The organism is Georgenia alba (assembly GCF_042665525.1).
Taxonomy (GTDB): domain Bacteria; phylum Actinomycetota; class Actinomycetes; order Actinomycetales; family Actinomycetaceae; genus Allobogoriella; species Allobogoriella alba.
On sequence record NZ_JBHTCQ010000001.1, the window covers coordinates 1,637,886 to 1,661,958 of the forward strand.

Annotated in this window: 24 protein-coding genes; 16 read left to right on the forward strand and 8 right to left on the reverse strand. The window is 70.6% G+C overall.

All coding sequences use genetic code 11. From position 1 onward, the window contains the following. Positions 1-172: 172 nt before the first annotated feature. Positions 173-580: a RidA family protein gene (locus ACFQQL_RS07540; RefSeq protein ID WP_382392839.1), complete on the reverse strand. Its 408-nt coding sequence runs from the start codon at positions 578-580 to the stop codon at positions 173-175. Positions 581-770: 190 nt separating this feature from the next. On the opposite strand from ACFQQL_RS07540, the gene ACFQQL_RS07545 reads away from it, so the two are divergent. Beyond that, positions 771-1,328 (forward strand): dihydrofolate reductase family protein, encoded by a 558-nt coding sequence (locus ACFQQL_RS07545; RefSeq protein ID WP_382392841.1) that lies wholly within the window; start codon positions 771-773, stop codon positions 1,326-1,328. A 65-nt stretch (positions 1,329-1,393) separates the two neighbouring features. Here ACFQQL_RS07545 and ACFQQL_RS07550 read toward each other — a convergent pair whose 3' ends face one another. Next, the gene (locus ACFQQL_RS07550; protein ID WP_382392843.1) at positions 1,394-2,107 is read right to left on the reverse strand and encodes a hypothetical protein; all 714 of its coding nucleotides are present in this window, start codon (positions 2,105-2,107) and stop codon (positions 1,394-1,396) included. 32 nt (positions 2,108-2,139) lie between these two features. On the opposite strand from ACFQQL_RS07550, the gene ACFQQL_RS07555 reads away from it, so the two are divergent. Further along, complete coding sequence (locus ACFQQL_RS07555) at positions 2,140-2,775, forward strand: GNAT family N-acetyltransferase (RefSeq protein ID WP_382392845.1); 636 nt, start codon at positions 2,140-2,142, stop codon at positions 2,773-2,775. 59 nt (positions 2,776-2,834) lie between these two features. Here ACFQQL_RS07555 and ACFQQL_RS07560 read toward each other — a convergent pair whose 3' ends face one another. Next, positions 2,835-3,230 (reverse strand): VOC family protein, encoded by a 396-nt coding sequence (locus tag ACFQQL_RS07560; RefSeq protein ID WP_382392847.1) that lies wholly within the window; start codon positions 3,228-3,230, stop codon positions 2,835-2,837. Positions 3,231-3,268: 38 nt separating this feature from the next. After that, a complete protein-coding gene (locus ACFQQL_RS07565) occupies positions 3,269-4,099 on the reverse strand; it encodes a DUF2510 domain-containing protein (RefSeq protein ID WP_382392849.1) in 831 nt (276 codons plus the stop codon). Between the two features lie 133 nt (positions 4,100-4,232). On the opposite strand from ACFQQL_RS07565, the gene ACFQQL_RS07570 reads away from it, so the two are divergent. From ACFQQL_RS07570 to ACFQQL_RS07580, 3 genes are read left to right on the forward strand one after another with little or no spacing between them, the layout of a single operon-like run. Further along, positions 4,233-4,691 (forward strand): SRPBCC family protein, encoded by a 459-nt coding sequence (locus ACFQQL_RS07570; RefSeq protein ID WP_382392851.1) that lies wholly within the window; start codon positions 4,233-4,235, stop codon positions 4,689-4,691. A 2-nt stretch (positions 4,692-4,693) separates the two neighbouring features. Next, on the forward strand, positions 4,694-5,434 hold the full coding sequence (locus tag ACFQQL_RS07575) for a class I SAM-dependent DNA methyltransferase (RefSeq protein ID WP_382392853.1): 741 nt from the start codon (positions 4,694-4,696) through the stop codon (positions 5,432-5,434). 10 nt (positions 5,435-5,444) lie between these two features. Beyond that, positions 5,445-6,332, forward strand: a complete 888-nt coding sequence (locus ACFQQL_RS07580; RefSeq protein ID WP_382392855.1) for a glycoside hydrolase family 43 protein — start codon at positions 5,445-5,447, stop codon at positions 6,330-6,332. A gap of 50 nt (positions 6,333-6,382) precedes the next feature. Here the strand turns inward: ACFQQL_RS07580 and ACFQQL_RS07585 are convergent, their stop codons facing one another. Continuing rightward, entirely contained in the window at positions 6,383-7,180 is a 798-nt protein-coding gene (locus ACFQQL_RS07585; RefSeq protein WP_382392857.1) for an LLM class flavin-dependent oxidoreductase, read from the reverse strand. Positions 7,181-7,271: 91 nt separating this feature from the next. On the opposite strand from ACFQQL_RS07585, the gene ACFQQL_RS07590 reads away from it, so the two are divergent. Both ACFQQL_RS07590 and ACFQQL_RS07595 read left to right on the forward strand, forming a co-directional pair. Next, positions 7,272-7,982 carry an AraC family transcriptional regulator gene (locus tag ACFQQL_RS07590; protein WP_382392859.1) on the forward strand — a complete coding sequence of 237 codons (711 nt, stop codon included), beginning with the start codon at positions 7,272-7,274 and terminating at the stop codon, positions 7,980-7,982. A gap of 73 nt (positions 7,983-8,055) precedes the next feature. Then, positions 8,056-8,592, forward strand: coding sequence for a dihydrofolate reductase family protein (locus ACFQQL_RS07595; protein ID WP_382392861.1), 537 nt, complete (start codon positions 8,056-8,058; stop codon positions 8,590-8,592). Between the two features lie 11 nt (positions 8,593-8,603). Here ACFQQL_RS07595 and ACFQQL_RS07600 read toward each other — a convergent pair whose 3' ends face one another. Together ACFQQL_RS07600 and ACFQQL_RS07605 are read right to left on the reverse strand one after the other, a co-directional pair. Then, positions 8,604-9,488 carry a CHAD domain-containing protein gene (locus ACFQQL_RS07600; RefSeq protein WP_382392863.1) on the reverse strand — a complete coding sequence of 295 codons (885 nt, stop codon included), beginning with the start codon at positions 9,486-9,488 and terminating at the stop codon, positions 8,604-8,606. 72 nt (positions 9,489-9,560) lie between these two features. Then, a complete protein-coding gene (locus tag ACFQQL_RS07605; RefSeq protein ID WP_382392865.1) occupies positions 9,561-10,601 on the reverse strand; it encodes a hypothetical protein in 1,041 nt (346 codons plus the stop codon). Between the two features lie 81 nt (positions 10,602-10,682). Between ACFQQL_RS07605 and ACFQQL_RS07610 the strand changes: the two genes are divergently transcribed. After that, entirely contained in the window at positions 10,683-11,471 is a 789-nt protein-coding gene (locus ACFQQL_RS07610; RefSeq protein ID WP_382392867.1) for a carbon-nitrogen hydrolase family protein, read from the forward strand. Positions 11,472-11,547: 76 nt separating this feature from the next. Here ACFQQL_RS07610 and ACFQQL_RS07615 read toward each other — a convergent pair whose 3' ends face one another. Continuing rightward, positions 11,548-11,862 carry an iron-sulfur cluster biosynthesis family protein gene (locus ACFQQL_RS07615; RefSeq protein WP_382392869.1) on the reverse strand — a complete coding sequence of 105 codons (315 nt, stop codon included), beginning with the start codon at positions 11,860-11,862 and terminating at the stop codon, positions 11,548-11,550. Between the two features lie 418 nt (positions 11,863-12,280). Here ACFQQL_RS07615 and ACFQQL_RS07620 point away from each other — a divergent pair, with 418 nt between their 5' ends. From ACFQQL_RS07620 to ACFQQL_RS07655, 8 genes are all read left to right on the forward strand, one after another. Beyond that, positions 12,281-13,900 (forward strand): peptide ABC transporter substrate-binding protein, encoded by a 1,620-nt coding sequence (locus tag ACFQQL_RS07620; protein WP_382392871.1) that lies wholly within the window; start codon positions 12,281-12,283, stop codon positions 13,898-13,900. Between the two features lie 154 nt (positions 13,901-14,054). Beyond that, positions 14,055-14,981, forward strand: coding sequence for an ABC transporter permease (locus ACFQQL_RS07625; RefSeq protein ID WP_382392873.1), 927 nt, complete (start codon positions 14,055-14,057; stop codon positions 14,979-14,981). Further along, the gene (locus ACFQQL_RS07630; RefSeq protein WP_382392875.1) at positions 14,974-15,954 is read left to right on the forward strand and encodes an ABC transporter permease; all 981 of its coding nucleotides are present in this window, start codon (positions 14,974-14,976) and stop codon (positions 15,952-15,954) included. The genes ACFQQL_RS07625 and ACFQQL_RS07630 overlap by 8 nt, the downstream gene beginning before the upstream one ends. Further along, positions 15,951-17,711, forward strand: coding sequence for a dipeptide ABC transporter ATP-binding protein (locus tag ACFQQL_RS07635; RefSeq protein ID WP_382392877.1), 1,761 nt, complete (start codon positions 15,951-15,953; stop codon positions 17,709-17,711). Before ACFQQL_RS07630 ends, ACFQQL_RS07635 begins: the two co-directional genes overlap by 4 nt. A 189-nt stretch (positions 17,712-17,900) precedes the next feature. Next, the gene (locus ACFQQL_RS07640) at positions 17,901-18,884 is read left to right on the forward strand and encodes an ABC transporter permease (RefSeq protein ID WP_382392879.1); all 984 of its coding nucleotides are present in this window, start codon (positions 17,901-17,903) and stop codon (positions 18,882-18,884) included. Position 18,885: 1 nt separating this feature from the next. After that, a complete protein-coding gene (locus ACFQQL_RS07645; protein WP_382392881.1) occupies positions 18,886-19,860 on the forward strand; it encodes an ABC transporter permease in 975 nt (324 codons plus the stop codon). After that, positions 19,857-21,983: an ABC transporter ATP-binding protein gene (locus ACFQQL_RS07650; protein WP_465253995.1), complete on the forward strand. Its 2,127-nt coding sequence runs from the start codon at positions 19,857-19,859 to the stop codon at positions 21,981-21,983. The genes ACFQQL_RS07645 and ACFQQL_RS07650 overlap by 4 nt, the downstream gene beginning before the upstream one ends. A gap of 315 nt (positions 21,984-22,298) precedes the next feature. Continuing rightward, entirely contained in the window at positions 22,299-24,032 is a 1,734-nt protein-coding gene (locus ACFQQL_RS07655) for an ABC transporter family substrate-binding protein (RefSeq protein WP_382392883.1), read from the forward strand. The last annotated feature ends 41 nt before the right edge of the window (positions 24,033-24,073 follow it).

Genomic DNA, 24,073 nt, shown 5'->3' on the forward strand with positions numbered 1-24,073 from the left:
ACCGGTGACGCGACCCGTGTTCCGGATGCCGCGGGGATCCAGGCGGCTGCCGAGGCGTTCGCGCCACGAGGCTGAGTCGGGAACGTCGGCAAGCAGCGGAGAGGCTGCGCGCGTGGGGCCCGCCGTGACGCGCGTGGTCGCTGGCTCCGGTCGTACAGCGCGGCGCCCGGACTCAGGGCAGGACCGCGACGGCCTCGACTTCGATCAGCATGTCGGGCTCACCGAGAGCTGCTACTCCGAGCAGGGTGATCGGCCGCACCAGATCGAAGCCGAGGCGCTCAGCGGCTCGAACTGCCCCCTCGGCGAGCTGCGCCATCTTGCTCGGCTCCCAGTCCACGACGTAGACCGTGAGCTTAGCGACGTCGGCGAAGGTGCCACCGACTGCGGTGATGGCGGTGTGGACGTTCGCGTAGGCCTGCTCGGCCTGCGCCGCCAGGTCACCTGGGCCGACGGGGCGGCCATCGCCGTCGCGCGCCACCTGTCCCGAGATGAACACCATGCGGCTGCCTTCGGCTACCGAGAGCTGCGCGTAGACGTCCGGGGCCGGGAGGTTCTCTGGGTTGACGAGCTGTACGGGCATGGGTTCCTCCTCGCAGGTGCCGGACAACCGCAAATCTAGACCTGTGGGCTCCGGTCCGTAGCCTGCGCGACGCACTCGAGCTCGCGTCGATGTGGGACGCCTGTCCGCTAGAGTCGATGTACGCATCGCGTACATCGTGGACTCGCCCGCGGTCGGTGCAGGAGCCGGTGGTTCGAGGGGGAATCGTCGCATGGGTCTGCTGACGTTCAGCATCAACGTCACCCTGGATGGCTGCGTCGACCACCAGGAGGGCGTCGCCGACGACGAGACGCACGCTCACTTCACTCGTCTGATGGACGACAGCGGCGCGATGCTCTGGGGCCGCACCACCTACGAGATGATGGAGAGCTCCTGGCCACAGATCGCCCGCGGCGACGTCGACGCGCCGCCGGCGATGCAGGCGTGGGCGCACAAGCTGGAGAGCAAGCCGAAGTACGTCGTGTCCTCGACCCGGACCGACTTCCCGTGGACCAACAGTCACCACCTCGTCGGCGACCTGCGCACGTCGGTTCAGGAGCTCAAGGACCGGACTCCCCGAGGAGTGCTTGTCGGCAGCGGCACACTTGCCACCGAGCTGGACCGGCTGAACCTCATAGACGAGTACAAGTTCCTCGTCCATCCGATGATCGCCGGCCACGGCCCAACCCTGTTCCAGGGCGGACTGCCCGGCACGCGACGACTCGATCTGATCTCGGCGGAGCCGCTCGGCAACGGCGCAGTGGCCATGCACTATCGGCGAGCCGATTGAGCCCTCTCCGGACACTCGCGTCGCCCGCCCCCGCGCGAGCGCTGCCGAGCCGGCTCACCGCGCGGTCAGATGAGGTGATCGCGGGCCGACTCAACGTCTGACCGAGTCCCGGCGTTCATCGGCACGCTGGAGGGCTTCCGCATCGCGTCGCGCCCCTCGGCGGGCCACGGTCCGGATTCCGCGAGGGGGATCTCGGTCATCCATCGCCGCTGGTCTTCGGGGATGAGCGCCGCGACGCGATCCGGGTCTCGCTGGGCCGTTGCGTAGAGGTCGGGTCCGTCTGCGTAGAACGGATCGCACAGGACGAGCCGGCCGTCCGCGGCGCGCATGACGTTCGAGGGGTTCTCGTCGAGGGGACCGCACCACGGGAGCTCCCGCTGGGCGATCCGATGGATCGCCCTGACGATCTGCGCGAGCTGGGAGAGTTCCGGTGTCGGCTCGGCCAGCTGGGCGAGAAACCCCCGCGCAGTCTCGGTCGGCACTGGATCGAGGTGCTCCATGACCTGGATGTCGCCGCCGCCGTCGAGCCGTCGGTGCTCGTGCAGTACCGGCACCCGACGTGTCCGCGACGCCTCGTCGTAGAGCCGCGCCGTGTACGGCCCCACCGGATCGAACGGACTGATCCGCGCCGCGAGCTCGCGGTCCGGCGACGCGAGCGCGATCGCCCAGTCGCCTCGACCGCACGACGTCCACCCCGCCGCCCGCAGCAGGCGTTCGGCCTCGACGTGTGACGCCCCTGGTGGGAGGTCGCGGAGGAGGGTGCCAGGCTGGACGGTCACCCGGGGCAGCCTACTGACGGCCGTCACCTCTCGTGCTCTCGGCGTCGGGCCGTTCCCCTGACCGGTCCGGCATCGCATCCTGGCGTGCGAATTCGATCGCCAGGCAGTCGGGTTCCCGCTTATCGTCGACGGCCATGGATGTGTCGATCCAGCCCGAGCGACCGGCCGATCACGAGGCTGTGGCCGACGTCGTACGTCGTGCCTTCGTCGAGGATCCCCGGGTCGCCGGGATGGTCTCGTCCATCCGGCGATCCCCGCGCTATCGCAGCGGACTGGCGCTCGTCGCCCGTGCGGAGGGACGGATCGCCGGCTTCGTGATGTGCAGCGGCACCGACCTCGTTTCCGACGACGGGACGATCCGCGAGGTCCTCACACTTGCGCCCTTGGCGGTGGCGCCTGAATTCCAGGGGCGCGGGATCGGCGCGGCGCTGGTGCGTGCGGTGATCTCCGAGGCGGATCGCGACGGAGAGCCGCTCGTCGTCCTGGAGGGCAGCCCGAGCTATTACGGCCGGCTCGGGTTCAGGTTCGCGCCCGATCTCGGGATCCACCTCGACCTGCCCGAGCGGGCGCCCCGTGAGGCGGCGCAGGCCTACCCGTTGTCGAACTACGAGCTGCAGGTTCGCGGAAGAGTGGCCTACCCGCCCGCGATCGCGGCGTTGGCCGGCTGAGGTCCTCGACCGCGCGATCCCGATGCCGAAGCTCTCGGCCCGGTGAGGTCGCGGTCCGGTCACGCCACGCAGAACTCGTTGCCCTCGGGGTCGAGCATCACGACGTGGCCGAGGACCGACCCGCGCTCGTCGGCGTACACCTCTTCGCGCACCTTCGTCGCGCCGGCCTCCTCGAGCTGGGCCACCTTCGCTCGGATCTGCTCGGCACGCGTGCCCCAGTCCCAGGGCGGCTCGCCCGCGACCCGGATGTCGATGTGGAAGCGGTTCTTCGAGCTCTTCGGCTCCGGGACTCGCAGGAACCCGATCGCGGGCCGGAGACCATCGGGGTCGACGATAGAGGCGCCCTCGGGGTCGTCGTGCCCCGGTTCGGGGACGTAGCCGAGCGCCAGAGCCCAGAAGGCCGCCAGCCGGTGGGGGTCGGCGGCATCGCCGCCGAGGGTCCAATGAGTGGCCATGCCGCTGAGATTAGGGGGCCGGCTGACACGGGACGCTCTCAGTGCTGCTGAATCGTCACCTCGACGGTCAGGTGGTCTCCGCTGTACTCGGTGACGACCATCTCGTACGTGCCGGGGTCCAAGGACTCCGTCAGCAGCGAGTTGTAGCTGTCGCCGCCGTCGTCGTCCTCCCACTCCTCGCCGCCGGGTCCGCGGAGGTTCAGGACCGGGTCCTCGCCGTTCGTCTCGTCGACCCGGATCTCGTACGTCCCGGCCTCCTCGATGATCAGCTCCTGCGTCGCCTCCCCGCCGGCGGGCACGTCCAGCTCGAAGGTGGCCGGATAGCTGGAGATCGCCTCCTGCGGTTCCTCGACGGGCTCGTCCCCGAGAAGGTTGACCACGATCGCGATCACGGCGACGACGATGACGAGCCCGACCGCACCGAGCCCGACGAGGATCGCGACGGCACGGCCACCCGTGCCCTGCGCCCCCTGGCCACCGGTCATGCCGCCGGACACCGTGCCGTAGGGGCCGGCCGCGGACGGAGCGCTACCGACCGGGCCGGAGGCGGGCGGCCCGTACGGGCCGGCGCCGGTCGTATCGGCCGGGTACGGGTTCGCGATGCCGCCCTCACCCGAGTACGGGCTCGGCGCGCCCGCGTAGTCCGCGTACGGGTTCGCCGCGTCACCGCTCGACGGGGGCGGGCTCGCCCCGTAGTCGCCGTGGACGTACGGGGTCTCGTCCGAGGAGTCTGCCGGGGGTTCGTGCTCCTCGGGCGGCCGGTACCCGCCCTCTTCCTGGGTGGGTCCCCATCGCACGCCGTCCCACCAGCGGAACGCGCCGGGGCGCTCGGGGTCCGGGTACCACCCGGGGCCGGGTGACGCTGTCATCGTGCCTCGCTCTCAGCCTGCAGACCGGCCTCGCGACCAGGGACGCGGCGAGGCGGCAGCACCGGAGGCTACCGCGTTCCGGGCTCCCGGGTGGGGTCTGCCCATCCGTGCGTGGACCTGCTTGGATGGAGGCATGCCGACCGACGACGACGTCCCCCGGGTCGTGAGTGCGGAACGAGAGATCGACGCACCGGCCGAGAGGATCTTCGAGCTGATCGCCGACCCGGCCGAGCAGCCACGCTGGGACGGGAACGACAACCTCGGCCAGGCGCCGACCGGCCAGCGGGTGCACGCGGTCGGTGAGGTGTTCACCATGACGCTCGCCAATGGCGCGCTGCGGGAGAACCACGTGGTCGAGTTCGCCGAGGGACGGCGCATCGCGTGGCGTCCCGCGGACCCCGGTGCCGCTCCGGCCGGGCATCAGTGGGCGTGGGACCTCGAACCGGTCGACGCGACCCGCACCCGGGTGACGCACACCTATGACTGGACGGACCTCACCGACGAGAAGCGGTTCGAGCGTGCTCGCGGCACCACCTCCGACATGCTGCGCGCCTCGCTCGACCGTCTGACCGCACTCGCCGAGACGTCCTGACGGTGCCGGACGCGCACTTCGCCGACCCGCGCCTGGCGCGGCTGTACGACCCGCTGGAGGGTGCGCGGCCCGACCTCGATGCCTACGCCGACCTCGTCGCGGAGCTGGGCGCGCGCCGGGTGGTGGACATCGGCTGCGGGACCGGAACCCTTGCGACCATGCTCGCCGCCCGTGGCCTCGACGTCGTCGGAGTGGACCCAGCCGCCGCCTCGCTCGACGTCGCCCGGTCCAAGCCGTTCGCCGACCGCGTCCGCTGGGTCCACGGCGACGCGACGGCGACGCCCGACGTGGCGGCGGACCTCGTCCTCATGACGGGCAACGTCGCGCAGGTCTTCGTCACCGACGACGACTGGGCTGCCGCGCTCGCCGCGGCCCGCGCGGCCCTGCGACCAGGCGGCCACCTCGTCTTCGAGACCCGGGACCCGGCGCGCCGCGCGTGGGAGGGCTGGAACCGGGCGGAGACGTGGCAGCGGACCGAGGTCGCCGGGATCGGCACCGTCGAGAGCTGGGGCGAGGTCACCGCCGTCGACGCCGAGCTGGTCTCGTTCACGTCTTTCTACGTCCTCGACGGCCAGACCCTGACGTCCGACTCGACGCTGCGCTTCCGCGGGAAGGACGGCGTGATCGGCTCGGTCGAGCGCGCCGGCCTGGTCGTGGCGGAGATCCGGGACGCCCCGGACCGGCCGGGCAAGGAGCTCGTCTTCGTCTGCCGGCGACCGGTCGAGGGGAGAGACGGACCGTAGGATCGCGGCGATGCGGCTCAGCGACATCCAGATCCGGGACCCCTTCCTCCTCACCGTCCCGGAGGACGGCGGGTACGTCCTCTTCGGAAGCACGGACAACGACATCTGGCGCCCACCGGCCACCGGGTTCGACTGCTACCGCAGCACGGACCTCGAAGGGTGGGAGGGGCCGATCCCGGCCTTCCGGCCCCCGGCCGGCTTCTGGAGCGACCGGAACTTCTGGGCGCCCGAGGTCCACCGGCACGCCGGCCGGTTCTTCATGCTCGCCACGTTCAAGGCCGACGGCGTGCGCCGCGGCACGCAGGTCCTGGTCGCCGACCGCCCCGTCGGACCGTACGTGCCGTGGAGCGACGGCCCGGTGACCCCGCGGGACTGGGAGTGCCTCGACGGCACCCTCCACGTCGACGGCGCGGGGGAGCCGTGGATGGTCTTCTGCCACGAGTGGGAGCAGGTGCACGACGGCGAGGTGTGCGCGGTCCGGCTGTCCCAGGACCTGCGGCAGGCCGTCGGGGAACCCGTGCTGCTGTTCCGCGCCTCCGAGGCGCCCTGGGCCGTGCGGCTCCGGCACCGTCGCGTACCGGAGGACGTGGCCGCGTACGTCACGGACGGCCCGTTCCTGCATCGGCTCGCCTCCGGTGGCCTGGTCATGCTCTGGTCCAGCCTCGGCAGCCGTGGCTACGCCATGGGCGTGGCCCGCTCGGTCACCGGCACGGTGCGCGGGCCGTGGGTGCAGGAGGAGACCCCGCTGTGGGCCGACGACGGCGGGCACGGCATGATCGCCCGCACCCTCGACGGCCGCCTCCTTCTCACGCTGCACCAGCCGAACGACACCCCGCACGAGCGGACCGTGCTCCGCGAGCTCGTCGAGACGGCGCAGACCGTCCGGCTACGCGGCTGAGGCGCGCTCGAACCCCTCCGCCGGAGGGTCGAGCCGAGTCTCCGGAGGACTCAGAGGATGGGCGCGACGGCCTCCACCAGTGGCCGCGGGTCCGGTGCGTCGTCGTCCGCCGACACCAGCGCGACCGTGTCGGCGCCTGCCTCGTGCAGTGCCCCCACCCGGTCCGCGATCCGCTCCGGCAGGCTGGACCGGTCCTGCCGGACCTCGACGCCCTCGTTCACCACCAGCCGGGCCCGGCCGTCCCGTCCGGCGGCCGCGCGCGCGTCGTCGAGCTGGCCGCGCACCTCACGGACCTTGGCCAGCTCCGAGATGTCGAGCACCACGCCGTCGGCGAGCTCGCCCGCCAGCGCGACGGTCTTCGGACCGCGGGCACCGACCAGCAGCTCCGGCGGCTCGGCGGGCGGCCAGTCGAGCCGGACGTCCGCGAGCGTGACGTACCGGCCCGCGACGTCGACGCTCCGGCCGGCGAGCAGGTCCTGCACGGCCGCGGTGTGCTCGCGCAGGAGCGTCATCGGCGAGGCGGCACGCGCGCCGACCTGACCCATCCAGTCGAGGACGCCGTGGCCGAGCCCGGGCACGAAACGGCCGGGGAAGAGGCGGGCCAGGGTCGCGATCTCCATCGCCAGCAGCGCGGGGTTGCGCAGCGGCACCGGCAGGATGCCGATGCCCACGCGGAGCCGGGTGGACCACGACAGCGCCGCTGCGGCCGTCGTCAGTCCTCCCTCGCTGAAGCAGTCCTCCCAGAGCCAGAGTTCCGGCACCCCCGCGAGGTCGGCCGCCTCGACGGCGGCGCGGAGGTCCTCGGGCGGGGACTGCGGACGGAAGATCACACCGATGCTCGCGGACATGAGGTCATGCTCCCACCGGCCGCCCACACGGCACAGGGCGGGGCTGGCCGGCCAGGAACGGCCGGGTAGTCGGCCCGGTAGTCTCCCCGCGATGACCGACGACGGCGCGGGGCTGCGGCACGAGGTGCTGTGCGGTCCGGGCGGGCGGCACGTGCGGATCTGGGCGAGCGAGTCTCACCGGCCGACGGCGTTCACGTCCGTGGCGGGCAGCCATCCCGGCCTCGCCTTCACCCGCGTCGGAGGCACCACGTGGGTCACCGTGCGCGGGCCGGAGACACGCGCCACACAGCTCCCGGTGCCGGCCGACGCCGAGTTCTTCGGCGTCGACCTGCGCCTCGGTGCCTACCTGCGCATGCATCCGCCTGGCGGGCTGCGCGACCTCAACGACCAGATGCTCTCGGTGCTGCCCGACGACCGCTTCCTGCTCGCCGGCGAGGCGTGGCAGATGCCGACACCGCAGAACGTGGACGTCCTCCTGGACCGCCTGGCACGGGCGGGCGTCCTGGCGTTCGACCCCGCGGTCGAGGACATCCGCCACGGCGAGATGCGCGGGTTGTCCGCACGCACGGCCCAGGAACGGTTCACCCGCGCGGTCGGCATCTCCCGGCGGACCCATGCCGCGATCGAGCGGGCGCACAGGGCCGCGCACCTGCTGCGTCGCGGGACTCCGCTCGCCGCCGTCGTCTACGACGCGGGCTACTACGACCAGCCGCACCTGACCCGTGCGCTGCGCCGGTTCGTCGGGCACACGCCGGGTGAGGTGGCGGCGGGTGGACTCGGTCTCGACCTCGGGCCGGCCTGACGACCGGGACGACGGGTACGTCCGCGTCTCGGTACAAGACGTGCCGATCCCGGCGCCGATTGAATCTGACTCCATGCGCACACTCATCGAGTCGACGTTCCTCAGCCTCGACGGCATGGTCTCCAACCCCGAGGCCTGGTCCATGCCCTACTGGAACGAGGAGCACCAGTCCTACAGCCAGCGCCTCCTCGAGCCCGCCGAAGGGCTGGTGCTCGGCCGCGAGACGTACGAGGGCTTCGCCGAGACGTGGCCGACCATGTCCGGCGACCCCTACACGGACAAGATGAACGCGCTGCCGAAGTACGTGGCCTCCCGGACGCTCACCGAGGCCACGTGGAACGCGCAGATCCTCCAGGGCGACGCCGTCGAGGCGGTCGCGGCGCTCAAGCAGGAGGGGGACGGCACGCTGCTGAAGTTCGGGACCGGACCCTTCAGCTACGACCTGCTCGCTGCCGGCCTGCTGGACGAGCTGCACCTCTGGTACTTCCCGGTGCTGTCCGGAGTGGGGGAGCACCTTGCGCCGATCGGCGAGATCACCCATCTCGAGCTGGCCGACACGGTGCGGTTCGACTCCGGGATCGTGGTGCTCGTCCTGCGCCCGAAGGCCTGACCGCCGGGACGTCACCGGATCGCGTGCGCCGCCTTCCGCACCCGGGCGACGGCGTCCGCCAGGCCCTCCAGAGCCCGGTCGGCGGTCCGCTCGGCGGCTGCGGCGATCCCGTCGTACGGCGCCCGGGATCCGTCCCCGCCCCGCACCGATCCGGCGACGTCGCGCGCGTGGGCGGCGAGCAGGACGGCGTCCCGGTGCGTGCCGAGCACGCTCTGCAGGCCCGATGCCGCCTTACCGAGCCGTCGGACCCGCTTGCCGAGGATCCTCACCGGTGGACGGCTGAGGGCCTCGGCGGTGTGCCGCAGGCGGCGGGCCGCCTTCCGGGCCACATGGGCACCCTCCAGGTCCGCGGCGGGATCGAGGTCTGCCGACCGGCGGAGCAGGCGGTCCGTCTCCTTGCGCACCGCACGTCGTGCCACCGTTCTGGCGGGCTTCCCGGCGGCGGCGATCAGCGGCGGCTCCTCGGCCCAGCGCCGCAGCTCCGCCCACAGCTGTGCAGCGTCGTCCGACGCGCACCACCTGACCAGCCGTGCGTGCGCGTCCGCGTGCGCAATCTCCAGGTCGCCCACAAGACGACGGCGCACGTCACCCGGCGCCTCGACCTCCGTGACGAGGTCGGCCGCCTGGTGCGCCCGGACCTCGAGGTCGCGGACCTCGCCGAGGCGCGCGCCGAGCTCGGCGAGTCCCTCGCGGAGCCGGGTCCGGGCCTGCGGATCGAGGAGGGAGCGGTGCACCGAGAGCGCCGTCCGGAGACGCCGGACGACCGTGCGCAGGTGGTGCACGGCGTCGTCCCGGTCCGCCCGTGCGGCAGGGAGGCCGGACTGGAGCTGGCGCACGAGCTCTCGCACCAGCGTGGTGAGCATCGCGCCGGCGGACGGGTGCTGGCCGGAGCCCATGGTGCCTGCCGACTCTAGTCCGGCCACGCGGTTGCCTGGGCGAGCCCGGGCCGCCCTCGACCGGCGCTGCCCCTATCGGGCCGACGGCCCGTGTGGACCTGTCTGGCCGGGCGGGGAGTAGCCGTCCGGCGAGGGGTAGCCGTCCGGCGGGGGCCCGTACGGCTGCGAGCCGTATGGCGGCGAACCGGACGGCTGCGGCTGCCCGGGCGGCGGGTACTGACCCGCCACCGCTCCCGGCGGCGGGTACTGCCCTGCGGACCACTGCGCGTATTGCGGTCCCGCGGGCCCGTGGGCCGTGCGCCCACCCAGGCGGCGGCGGAGCACGAGACCCACGGCGAGGCCTGCGAGGGCTCCCGCCACGGGGAACGGCACCCCCAGGGCGAGTGCCGTGTTCGCGAGCGCCCACCCGGGTAGCCACTCGGCGACGTTGAGCGCGAGCAGCGGGAGGAACCCGGCCAGCAGGGTCACGGCGATCACCGGCCAGAGGTGCCAGGTTCCCCAGCGGGTGGCGACAACGCCGGCGCCGACGAGCAGGGCGCCGGTCAGCAGCATCAGCATCGGGAGCGCAGGTGTCCTGATGTGTACGAAGGTCTCCTCGTACTGGACGTGGCCGAAGTGCAGCACGAGCGCCAGGCCCGCGCCGAGGGCCAGCAGGCCGGCGACCGGGAGTGCAGCGTTGCGCCGGGCGCCCTGGTCCCGCCACCGCGCGGCGATGCCACCGCCGACCATGATGGTGCCGGTCACGAGCCATGTTCCGAGGGGAATCATGGCGGTCAGGCCATGACCCACCGAGCCACCGCCGAGGACCTCGGACAGGTGGCCCATGATCTGGAACGCGACCGCGCCGAGCTCGGTCGGCACCAGGCTGAGGACGAGGACGACGACGCTGAGGGCGACCTGCACGGCACCCACGACGACGGCACCGATCCAGGACAGGGCCACGCTCGCGCTCGCGAGCACGAGCAGGAGCGTCGCGAGCGCCAGCCACCAGTACCCGGCGGCTGGCAGGAAGGCCCGCGTCTGCATGAGGACGGTGTAGCCGCCGTGGGCGGCGAGCGGAGCCGCCACCACGACGGCGACCGCTGCGAGGACAAGGCTGAGTGCCCCTCTCATGGTCGAAACCTAGCAGTGGCCGCCGGAACGGCGGTCCTGGGAACCTGCCGGCGGGTGCCGACTCGCCGTAGGGTCGGTGCCATGCTCATGGCGGTGGCTCAGTTCGGCGCGACCACGGACAAGGCGGCCAACCTGGCCGCGGTCGGCGACCTCGTCGCCCGGGCCGCCGAGCGCGGCGCGGGCCTGGTGCTGCTGCCCGAGTACGCGATGTCGTGGGATCCCCGGCCGACGCCCGAGGGGCTGCGGGCGGACGCCGAGCCGATCGACGGCCCGTTCGTCACGGCTCTCGGCCAGCTGGCAGTCCGGTACGGGATCACCGTGGTCGCCGGCATGACGGAGGAGACCGGTGCGCGGCCCGCCAACACGGTGGTCGCTGTCGGGCCGGACGGTGTGCCGCAGGGGCGCTACCGGAAGGTCCATCTCTATGACGCGTTCGGCGACCGGGAGTCGGACCGGCTGCAGGCCGCACCGCCGGAGGCGCTGGTGCTCCCGCTCGGCGGTCTCGGCGTGGGCGTGATGACCTGCTACGACCTGCGCTTCCCGGAGATGGCGCGGTTCCTGGTCGACGCGGGCGCGGACGTGCTGCTCGTGCCCGCGGCGTGGATGGCGGGCCCGGGCAAGGCCATGCACTGGCAGGTCCTCGCCCGGGCGCGCGCCGTCGAGAACACCGCGTACGTGCTTGCGGCCGGCCAGTGCGGTCAGTACCGGACCGGCCGCTCGCTGGCCGTCGGTCCCGCGGCCGAGGTGCTCGCCGAGCTCGGTGACGAGCCCGGCGTGGCCGTGGTGGACATCGACCCGGAGACCGTCGTCAAGGTCCGCGAGCGCAACCCCTCGCTGACGAACCGGCGATTCGGCGTCGTCCCGCGCTGACCCGACGCGCCTCGTCCGACGTGCGGGCGGCCGGTGCGCAGACTCGACGGACGGCTGTTCCCGGGGGGAGACGGGGTCAGGCGGTCTCGGGATCCTCCGGTGCGGCCGCGGGGTCCTCCTGCGGCTTGAGGCTGAAGCCGATGCCGTCCGCGGTCTGGCCGGCGTCGAGGGTGTGGCGGGAGAGGATCGGGGAGGTGTCTGCCGAGACGAAGACCTTGGCCTCGTCGGTCTCGATGACCTCGTCGTTCTCCTCGGGCTCGGTCACCAGACTCATCTCGAGCTGACTCTGGTCGGCCGTCAGCGCGATGCGCACACCGCCCGAGTCGGGCAGGTTGGCCTCGCTGGTCAGGCCCTTCACGGCGGCCTGGGCGTTGTCGGTGAGGGTGAGCATGTCACTTCCTGTCGTCGGTGCGGTGCTTGCCGGCTCCTCGGGCCGGTCGACGCCTACGCCCACTCATCGGCAGTACGCACGCGCCTCGGACATCACCACCGTTGTACGCCGTGGCCCGCACGTGCAACCCCAACCCGCCGTCGCGGGCGCCGTCCGGCGGCCCGTCGTGCACGACCGGGCAGGACGGTGATCTGCGCCCTCGCCCCGATCGGCCGCTCCGGCGGGGCTCCGCGCAAGGCCACGCCATGTGTCGGCAGTCTCACCATGTGATCACGATGTTGTAACGATCGGTCTCCGGATTCGGGTCCGTTCGTCGGCGCGGCCTATCGTTCCGTTCACATTCCCGCGATCGGGAGGGGTGCGCGTGCGCTCAGCGAGGCGCAGCGCGGAGCACTCTGCTCACTCATCAGGAGGAACATTGAAGTCCAGGCGTATGGCGGGCATTGCTGCGTCCGCACTGGCTGGCTCGCTGGTTCTCGCCGCGTGCGGCGGGGGCTCGGGCGGCGGAGGCGACGAAGGCGGCGGTGGCGAGGCCATCATCACCGTGAACACCACCGAGCCGCAGCACCCACTCGTCCCGACGAACACGAACGAGACCGGCGGCGGCAAGGTGCTCGACCAGCTCTTCGACGGACTCGTGTCCTACGACACCAACGGCGAGCCGTACAACCAGGTCGCCGAGTCCATCGAGACCGAGGACAACCAGACCTACACCATCACGATCAAGGAGGGCTGGACGTTCCACGACGGCTCGCCCGTGACCGCCTCGAGCTTCGTCGACGCGTGGAACTACGGCGCACTGCTGTCCAACGAGCAGGCGAGCAGCTACTTCTTCGAGAGCATCGAGGGCTTCTCGTACGACGAGGACAGCGAGCTCACCGGCCTCGAGGTCGTGGACGACCACACCTTCACGGTCACCCTCAAGCAGCCGGAGTCCGACTTCCCGGTCCGCCTGGGCTACTCGGCGTTCTACCCGCTGCCGGAGAGCGCGTTCGAGGACATGGAGGCCTTCGGCGAGAACCCGATCGGCAACGGGCCGTACATGATGGACGGCGAGGGCGCCTGGGAGCACAACACCAGGATCCGGCTGGTGACCAACCCGGAGTACGCCGGTGACCGCGTGCCGCAGAACGACGGCATCGAGTTCCTCATGTACGACAACGAGGACGCGCAGTACAACGACCTGCTGGGCGGCAACATCGACATCGTCGACAACCTGCCGGCGTCCTCCTTCGAGAGCTACGAGGCAGACCTCGGTGACCGCGCCACCAACCAGCCGAGCGCGCTGACCCAGGTCATCAACGTCCCCGAGTACCTCCCGCAGTTCTCCGGCGAGGCCGGTCTGCTGCGGCGCCAGGCCATCTCGATGGCGTTCGACCGCGAGCAGATCACCGAGACCCTGTTCAACGGCACCCGGACGCCGGCGTCGGACTTCACCTCGCCCGTCATCGACGGCTGGACGGAGGACGTCCCGGGCAACGAGGTGCTCGAGTACGACCCGGACCGGGCCGCTGAGCTGTGGGCCGAGGCCGAGGCCATCGAGCCGTGGGGCGACGAGCCGCTCTACATCGCGACCAACACCGACAGCGACCACCAGCCGTGGGTCGAGGCCGTGTGCAACCAGATCATCGAGAACCTCGAGATCGGGTGCGAGATGGACGGCTACGCCACCTTCCAGGAGTTCACCGACGCGCGGGACGCCGAGGAGATCCGCGGCATCTTCCGCGGCGGCTGGCAGGCCGACTACCCGGCGCTGAACAACTTCCTGGCGCCGATCTACTTCACCAACGCCGGATCCAATGACGCCGGATACTCCAGCGAGGAGTTCGACTCGCTGGTCACCGAGGCCAACGGCGCGGAGACCATCGAGGAGGCGAACGAGATCCTGCTCGAGGCCCAGGGGGTCCTCTTCCGGGACCTGCCGGGCATCCCGCTGTGGTACCAGAACGTCGTCGGCGGCCACTCCGAGCGGGTGGAGAACGTCGAGTTCGACTGGAAGAGCGTCCCGGTGCTCTACCAGGTGACCGTCGTCGAGTGATCACCACGTCGGCTCGCCGTCCCTGACGGCGGTGGGGCGGGGCCTGCGGGCCCCGCCCCACCCGTGTGCCGACCTCAGCCAGTTCATCTCACCCGCGCCGACGGCGTAGGGTGCGGCCCGTCCCGCGACTGCCCCAGACAAGGAGACCAGGCACATGCTCCGGTACATCGGGCGCAGGGTGCTGCAGATGATTCCCGTCTTCATCGGGGCCACGCTGCTCATCTACTTCATGGTGTTCGCCATGCCCGGCGACCCCATCTCGGCGCTGGGCGGCGAACGTGGGCTGCCCGAGGCGCTCGCGAACCGGCTCCGGGAGCGCTACAACCTCGACGAGCCGTTCCTCGTCCAGTACCTGCTTTACCTCAAGGGCATCCTCACCTTCGACTTCGGGGTCACGTTCTCCGGGCGCGAGGTCATCGACGTCCTCGCCGAGGCGTTCCCGGTCACCGCCCGGCTGGCGGTGATGGCTCTGGCCTTCGAGGCGATCCTCGGGGTGGGGCTGGGTCTGCTCGCGGGCCTGCGCCGGGGTGGCATCTTCGACGGCACGGTGCTGGTCGTCAGCCTCTTCGTCATCGCGGTGCCGACGTTCGTCATCGGCATGACGCTGCAGATCTTCATCGGCGTCCAGCTGGGCTGGCTGCCTGTCACCGCCGGGACCGACCCGGACTTCATGAGCCTGCTCCTGCCGGCCATCGTGCTCGGCGCCGTCTCGCTCGCCTACGTCCTGCGGCTCACCCGCACCTCGGTCGCGGAGAACCGGAGCGCCGACTACGTCCGCACCGCGGCGGCCAAGGGCCTGAGCCGGTCGCGGGTGGTCAACGTCCACGTGCTGCGCAACTCCCTCATCCCGGTGGTGACGTTCCTCGGTGCCGACCTCGGCCAGCTCATGGGCGGCGCGATCGTCACCGAGGGCATCTTCAACATCTCGGGCGTCGGCGGCACCCTGTTCGAGGCGATCTCGCTCGGCGAGCCGGCCACCGTCGTCTCGCTCACCACCGTCCTGGTGCTCGTCTTCATCGTGGCCAACCTCGTCGTGGACCTGCTGTACGCCGCCCTGGACCCGAGGATCCGTTATGCCTGACACCACCGCGCCCGGAGGCCGCCGGGGCCCGGTCGCCGCCCGCCGCCACCAGGAGCACTTCTTCGCCGAGACGGACGAGACGGGCCTCGGAGCCGTCGACGCCGTCGACGACTCCGGTGCCCCGTCCTCGATGTGGTCGGAGGCGTGGCGCAAGCTCCGCCGTCGCCCGATCTTCTGGGTATCCGCGGTCATCATCGTGGTCGTGTGCGCGGTGGCGGCCTTCCCGCAGCTGTTCACCTCGATCGGTGCCCACGGCGGGTGCGACCTGGCGAACTCCCACGGCGCCCCGCGCGCGGGACATCCCTTCGGGTTCGACCGCCAGGGCTGCGACATCTACACGCGGACCATCTACGGCGCCCGCGCGTCGGTGACCGTCGGCGTGCTCGCGACCGCGGCCGTGGTCCTGGTCGGCTCGTTCGTGGGCGCGATCGCCGGGTACTTCGGCGGGTGGTTCGACACGATCCTCTCGCGCGTGACGGACATCTTCTTCGCCGTGCCGCTGGTGCTCGCCGCCATCGTCATCATGCAGGTCTTCACCGACCGCAACGCCCTCATGGTGGCGGTGGTGCTGGCCTCGTTCGGCTGGCCGAACATCGCCCGCATCACCCGTGGCGCCGTGCTGAGCGTGAAGAACAACGACTTCATCACCGCGGCCAGGGCGCTCGGGTCCGGCCGCCTCGCCATCCTCGCCCGGCACGTCATGCCCAACGCGGCGGCCCCGATCATCGTCTACGCGACCGTCGCGCTGGGCGTGTTCATCGTCGCCGAGGCGACGCTGTCCTTCCTGGGCATCGGCCTGCCGACGTCGGTGGTCTCCTGGGGCGGCGACATCTCCAAGGCGCAGGACTCGATCCGCAGCAACGCGGAGATCCTGTTCTACCCGGCGGGCGGGCTCGCGGTGACGGTGCTCGGCTTCATGATGATGGGCGACGCCGTGCGGGACGCCCTCGACCCGAAGTTGCGTGAACGATGACCACGACCACCACCGACGCCCGTCTCGCCGGCGACGTCGACCCGAACGCGCCGCTCCTGCAGATCCGCGACCTGGAGGTCGGCTTCCGGTCCAGCACCGGGATGGTCCCGGCCGTCCGCGGCGCGAACCTGACCGTCTACCCCGGCCAGTCGGTCGCCATCGTGGGGGAGTCAGGGTCCGGGAAGTCGACGACTGCGCACGCCATCATCGACCTGCTCCCGGGTACCGGCAAGGTCACCGGGGGCTCGATCACGTACCTCGGGCGTGAGCTCGTGGGCGCCTCGCGCAGCGAGATGGAGGAGCTTCGCGGCCGGGAGATCGGCCTGGTCCCGCAGGACCCGATGTCGAACCTCAACCCGGTGTGGAAGATCGGCTTCCAGGTCCGGGAGGCCCTGGTCGCCAACGGCATCGCCAAGGGACGGGAGGCCGACGCCGAGGTCACCAAGGTCCTCGAGGCCGCCGGCCTGCCGGACGCGGAGCGCCGCGCCAAGCAGTACCCGCACGAGTTCTCCGGCGGCATGCGCCAGCGCGCCCTCATCGGGATCGGGCTCGCCGGACGCCCCAGGCTGCTCATCGCCGACGAGCCGACCTCCGCGCTCGACGTGACGGTCCAGCGACGCATCCTCGACCACCTGGAGCACCTGACGCAGGAGCGGGGCGTCGCCGTCCTCTTCATCACCCACGACCTGGGGCTGGCGGCCGAGCGTGCCGAGCACGTCGTCGTCATGCACCGGGGGCGCGTGGTGGAGTCGGGCCCGGCCCGGCAGATCCTCACCGAGCCGCGGCACCCGTACACCCAACGGCTCGTCGCCTCGGCCCCGTCCCTCACCTCCCGCCGTATCCAGAGCGCCAAGGAGCGCGGTCTGGAGTCGGCGGAGCTGCTCGCGCACGACGATGCCGAGCTCGCCAGGGCCAAGGACATCGTCGAGGTGGAGAACCTGACGAAGGTCTTCCACCTGCGTGGCGGCGTCCCCGGCACCGGGCAGGACTTCAAGGCGGTCGACGAGGTCTCGTTCTCGATCCCGCGGGGCTCGACGATGGCGCTGGTGGGGGAGTCGGGCTCCGGGAAGTCCACGGTCGCGAACATCCTGCTCAACCTGCTCCAGCCGACCTCCGGCACCGTGCGGTTCGAGGGCACCGACGTCGGCACGCTGGACCGGCGTCAGCTCTTCGACTTCCGCAGCCGGGTGCAGCCCGTCTTCCAGAACCCTTACGGGTCGCTGGACCCGATGTACTCGATCTTCCGGATCATCGAGGAGCCGCTGCGCGTCCACCGGGTGGGTGACAAGCGGCAGCGTGCGCAGCGCGTGGCCGACCTGCTGGACATGGTCGCGCTGCCGCGCTCGACGATGCGGCGCTACCCGAACGAGCTGTCCGGCGGGCAGCGTCAGCGCGTCGCCATCGCGCGGGCGCTCGCGCTCGAGCCGGCGCTCGTCGTCTGTGACGAGGCCGTCTCCGCGCTCGACGTGCTGGTCCAGGACCAGGTGCTCACACTGCTCAACGACCTGCAGGCCGAGCTCGGCCTCACCTACCTCTTCATCACCCACGACCTCGCCGTGGTGCGGCAGATCGCGGACGAGGTCGCGGTGATGCAGAGGGGCCGGATCGTCGAGCAGGCCACGACGGACGAGGTGTTCGAGAGCCCGCGGGAGGACTACACGCGGGAGCTCCTGGCGGCGATCCCGGGCGCCACGCTCGAGATCGGCCCGGAGGTCCCGGACAGCGACCTCGGACCCGAGGGCCCGGCGCAGCACTGAACGGAGGATCGGGTCGCGTCCGTGACCCGCAGGCAACATGGTCGTAATGGAGCGAGATGTACAGTGTCGTGGCGCCAGGACACCGCAGGTCAGGTCGGTGCGGGCCGGCGCGGCACGCCCGACGCGCGACGGCGGGAAGAGGCTGTGGTGGGGCGGCGTGACTGATCCGTTCGTCGGGAAAGAGTGAGCATGGCCCTGTTCATCGCGCGCAGGTTCCTGAACTACCTCATCCTGCTCTTCGTCGCGATCTCGCTGACGTACTTCCTCGCCGCCACCTCGATGGATCCGCGCTCGATCCTGGAGATGCGGAACCCGCCGCTGGACCCGCAGTCCATCGAGAACGCACTTCTTCGGGCCAACCTGAGCGACAACGTGCCGATCCTGGAGCGCTACTGGACGTGGCTGACCAGCATCGTCACGCGGTGGGACTGGGGCAGCACGCTCCTCGGTGAGAGCGTGAACGAGCAGATCGGCATCCGGGTGTGGGTGTCCCTGCGGCTGGTGCTCGTCGGATCCGTCGTCGGCACCGTGGCCGGAGTCGCCATCGGTGCGTGGACGGCCGTCCGCCAGTACAAGCTCTCGGACCGCGCGACCACGCTGGCCTCGCTGGTCTTCATCTCCACACCGATCCTGGTCACCGCCGTCTTCCTGCAGCTCCTCGCCATCCAGCTGAACTACATGCTCGGGTTCCAGCTCTTCGAGTTCGTCGGCGAGACCGGGCAGACGGGTGACTACCCGCTCGCGTGGCTGGTGGACCGGGCACAGCACCTGCTCCTCCCCACGGTCGCGCTGGCCTTGTCCAGCATGGCGTTCTACAGCCGTATCCAGCGCAACCTCATGCTGGACACCCTCGGCGCCGACTACGTGCGCACCGCGCGCGCCAAGGGCCTGCGCAAGGGGGCGGCGTTGCGGCGGCACGCCCTCCGCACCGCCCTCATCCCCACCGGGACCTACTTCGCGTTCTCCATGGCGCAGATGGTTCTCGGTGCGACCTTCACCGAGATCGTCTTCAGCTGGCACGGCATGGGGGCCTACGGCGTGCAGGCCATCCAGGAGATCGACGTCCATGGGTCCGTCGCGTTCGCGGCGTTCGGAGGCGTGTGCATCCTCATCGGCGCGACACTCTCGGACTTCCTGGTTGCTGCCCTCGACCCACGAGTGAGAGTGAGCTGAGATGGCATCCGTCCAGACCGGCCTCGGCGGAGCAGACCCGGCGTTCGCCGGGCAGGTGCCCCCGGCGGGTGCGAACGCCGGGCCCGAGGAGGATCTCGAGCCGGGCGACAAGCGGCTGTCGCGCGGCCGGATCGTGCTGCGTCGCTTCCTGCGCAACAAGACCGCCGTCGTCGGTCTGATCGGATACGGGATCCTCGTCCTGATCGCGCTGATCGGGCCGCTGGTGAGCCCCTGGGGCTACCAGGAGATCGACCAGGAGGCCTTCCTGCAGCCGCCCGGTGGCGATCATCCCCTGGGGACCACGCAGGCGGGCCGCGACCTGTTGGCGCTGACCATCGAAGGTCTGCGCAAGTCGATGCTGATCAGCATCGGCGTCGCCCTCATCCAGACGTTCGTCGCGGCATGCGTCGGCGCGTTCGCCGCCTACTTCGGCGGCTGGCTCGAACGGCTCTCGCTGTGGGTCATCGATCTGCTGCTGGTCGTCCCGTCGTTCCTCATCATCGCGATCATCATGGTCGGGACGGGAGGCGGCAGCGGCTCCGTGCTGGTGCTGATCCTGCTGCTTTCGGCCTTCGGGTGGATGCTCTCCGCGCGCGTGGTCCGGTCGATGACGATGAGCGTGAAGAACCTGGAGTACGTCACCGCCGCGCGCTACATGGGCGTGCGGGCGCCGACCATCATCTTCCGGCACGTCATCCCCAACATCTCCTCGCTGCTCATCATCGACGCCACGCTCGCGGTGGCGGCGGCGGTGCTCGGCGAGACGTCGTTGTCCTTCTTCGGTTTCGGTGTGCAGTCCCCGGAGACCTCGCTCGGCACGATCCTGTCCGAGGGGCAACGGAACGTCGCGAGCTACCCATGGATCTTCCAGAGCCCGGCGATCGTGCTCGTGGTGATGATCCTGTGCGTCAACTTCATCGGTGACGGGCTCCGCGACGCTCTCGACCCCTCGTCCAAGTCCGGAGGCCACGCGTGAACATCCAGACCGGCTCCCGCCCGCGCGAGACGACGGCGGGCGTCCCGACCCGCAGGCCCGGCGTTCCGGTGCTCGAGGTGGACGACCTCAACGTCCGGTTCCCGTCCGAGGACGGCGTGGTCCACGCCGTGCGCGGGGTGAGCTTCTCCGTGAGCGCGGGCGAGGTGCTCGCCGTCGTCGGCGAGTCCGGGTCCGGCAAGTCGGTCACCTCGATGTCGATCATGGGGCTCCTGGCGGACAACGCCAACGTGTCCGGGTCCATCAGGTTGCACGGCGAGGAGCTGCTCGGCAGGTCGGACGCCTACATGTCGAAGGTGCGCGGCGATCAGATCGGCATGGTCTTCCAGGACCCGCTCTCCGCGATGACGCCGGTGTACACCGTTGGCGACCAGATCGTCGAGGCGCTGCAGATCCATCGCGACATGTCGGCCGGCGAGGCACGTAAGCGGGCGGTCGAGCTGCTCGACCTCGTCGGCATCCCGAACCCGCAGGTGCGTGCGAAGGCCTTCCCGCACGAGTTCTCCGGCGGGATGCGGCAGCGTGCGCTCATCGCGATGACCATCGCCAACGACCCGGACCTCATCATCGCGGACGAGCCGACGACGGCGCTCGACGTGACGATCCAGGCACAGATCCTCGACGTTCTCGAGACGGCGCAGAAGGAGACCGGCGCCGCGGTCGTCATGATCACCCACGACCTCGGGGTCGTGGCCGGGATGGCGGACCGGGTGGCCGTCATGTACGCCGGCCGGGTGGTCGAGCACGGCGATGTCGACGACATCTACTACCGGTCGACGATGCCGTACACGATCGGGCTCCTCGGCTCCCTGCCGCGCCCGGACGAGGAGGAGAAGACAGCCCTCGCACCGGTCGAGGGCAACCCGCCGTCGCTGCTGCACCTCCCACCGGGCTGCCCGTTCGCGGCGCGGTGCCCGATGGCGGTGGACGTGTGCCGGGAGGTGGAGCCGCCCCTCGCCCCGAGCCGTGGCGAGAACCACGTGGTGGCCTGCCACCGCTCCGGCGAGATCACCTCCGGCAACCTCGACTACACCGACATCTACCCGGTCCCGAAGGTGCTCGAGACGGACCTGGCCAAGCTCCCGCGCGAACAACGGGAGACGGTGCTCGAGCTGACCGACATGGTCAAGCACTACCCGCTGATGAAGGGCGCCGTCTTCCGCAGGCACATCGGCACCGTGCACGCGGTCGACGGGATCTCGTTCGAGCTCAAGGCGGGCGAGACGCTCGGCCTGGTCGGCGAGTCCGGCTGCGGCAAGACGACGACGCTCCTGGAGATCCTCGACCTCAAGGCGCCGCAGGACGGGAAGATCGTCGTCCTCGGCACGGACGTGGCCCAGATCAAGGACCGGGCGACACGGAGGAGGCTGCGCCGCGATCTCCAGGTGGTCTTCCAGGATCCGATGGCCTCGCTCGACCCCCGGATGCCGGTCTTCGACATCATCGCCGAGCCGCTCCGCGCCAACGGCTACACGAGGTCCGACTCGGAGTCACGGGTGCGCGAGCTCATGCGCCTGGTGGGCCTCGAGCCCTCGCACGCCAACCGCTACCCCCAGCACTTCTCCGGCGGCCAGCGTCAGCGCATCGGCATCGCCCGGGCGCTCGCGCTCGAGCCGAAGCTGCTGGTGCTGGACGAGCCGGTCAGCGCGCTCGACGTCTCGATCCAGGCGGGTGTCATCAACCTGCTGGACGAGCTCAAGGCGAAGCTCGACCTGTCCTACCTGTTCGTCGCCCACGACCTGTCGGTGGTGCGCCACATCGCCGACCGCGTGGCGGTGATGTACCTCGGGAAGATCGTCGAGGTCGGCGAGGTGGACAACATCTTCGAGCGGCCCACCCACCCGTACACCCAGGCGCTGCTGTCCGCGATCCCCGTGCCGGACCCGGAGAAGGAGCGGCAGCGCGAGCGGATCATCCTGCGTGGCGACCTGCCCTCCCCGGCGAACCCGCCGTCAGGCTGTCGCTTCCGGACCAGGTGCCAGAAGTTCCTCACGCTCTCCGAGAGCGAGCAGGCCCGTTGCATCGACGAGCAGCCGGACCTGCGCCCGATGGCGAAGGACCAGCGCTCGGCCTGTCACTACGCCGAGGCTGTCGACGTCTTCTGACGAGCGCGAGCGAGGAACGAGCGGAGCGCGAGGAGGAGGACACATCGGGCACGTCTTCTGACGAGCGCGAGCGAGGAACGAGCGGAGCGCGAGGAGGGGGACACGTCGGGCGTCTCTTCTGGCGATGGCCCCCCGCACCGCGGTGTTACCGGGCGGTCTCAATTGGGTCACAACTGCCCCGAAAATCCGGACCTCGTGCCCAACCTCACACTGTGACATGGTTCAGTACTCGTCACCAGACGTGCCACAGCGATGGCCTGCGCCCGGGCGCGAGGCAACGCGTACGTCGCCACAAACACCATGGAGGTTCACACAGTGCGCACGAAGAGAGGCGTCGCGATGCTCGCGACCGGTGCGGCAGCAGTTGTCGTGCTCGGTGCTTGCTCCAGCGTCGGAGGGGGGCAGGGCGAGGACGCCGGCAACGCGGGCGGCGGCCAGGAGGAGCCCACCGGCGTCGTCGAAGGAGACGGGGAGCTCTTCAACATCAACTCCCACAACCGTGAGGACCTGCAGGACGGCGGCACGTTGCGCATCGCCATCGGCGAGGGCCTGCCGTCGCAGTGGAACCCCATGCACACCGTGGGCAACGAGGGCGACATCTCCGACGTCCGCACGCTGATGGAGGTGACGAACTGGCACTACAACGGTGAGGCGGACTACGAGCCCAACGAGAACTTCCTGCTCGACTACACCGACGAGGTCGTCGACGGTCAGCAGGTCATCACGCTCAACCTGAACCCGGACGCCGTCTGGAACACCGGCGACCCGATCACGTGGGAGGACTACGAGGCGACGCTGACCGCCTGCAACGGCGAGATGGACGTCAGCTGCGTGCAGGTCGACCCCTACCGGCAGATCGAGTCGGTCGAGATGGGCGAGGACGAGTTCCAGGTCGTCATCACGTTCAAGGAGACCTACCCGGACTGGTCGTCGCTGGTGAGCAGCGTCCTGCCGGCCGAGTCGGTCTCCGACGCGGAGACGTTCGACACCGGCTGGCAGAACTTCGAGGACACCACCGACTACTGGACGGGACCGTTCGTCGTCGAGGACATCAACGAGTCCCAGCAGATCATCAGGCTCGTCCCGAACGAGAACTGGTGGGGTGACGAGCCCATCCTCGACGAGGTGCAGTTCCACGCCATCACCATCGAGGCACAACCGCAGGCGTTCCAGAACGGTGAGGTCGACGCCTTCGAGGTCGGGCCGGACCCGAACGCCTACAACATCGCCTCGGACACGCCGGACGCGTCGATCCGGAGCGCCGCGGGTCCGGACTGGCGGCACATCACGATGAACTCGGAGGCCGGTCCGCTGCAGGAGCTCGAGGTGCGTCAGGCCGTGCAGCAGGCGGTCAACACCGAGGCGATCATGAACTCCGACCTCGCGGGCCTGCCGCAGGAGTTCGCGCTGCCGCTGGGTAACCACATCTTCGTGAACGGTCAGACCGGGTACCAGGACAACTCGGGTGAGTTCGGCTACGACCCCCAGGCGGCGGCGGCCACGCTCGACGAGGCCGGCTGGGTGATGAACGAGGAGACCGGCATCCGTGAGCGCGACGGCGAGCCCCTCGTGATCCCGTTCAACCCGATCTCCGGGGTCCCGGTGTCCGAGAACGAGGGCCAGCTGGTGCAGGAGCAGCTCCGAGAGGTGGGCATCGACGTCCCGCTGAACCCTGTGCCGCAGGACACGTGGAGCGAGCTCCTCGACCGCGGGGACTACTCGATGATGCCGTTCTCCTGGCTGGGCACCCCGTACCCGATGAACGGCCTGGCGCAGATCTACGGCGACCCGTCGGTGAACGACTCCAACTACGCGAACCTCAACAACGACGAGATCAACGAGCTCATCGGACAGGTGGACGTGGAGACGGACGAGCAGACCCGCATCGACCTCGCCAACCAGGTGGACCAGCTGATCTGGGAAGAGGGACACACCCTGCCGCTCTACCAGCGTCCGCAGATCTACGCGACGGTCGACAACCTCGCCAACTACGGGGCCCTGGGCTTCAGCTCGGCCACCCCGGAGAACTGGGGCTACGTCGCCGAGTGATTCCTGCGGCAACGCCCTGAACGGCGGCATGGCGGAGGGCC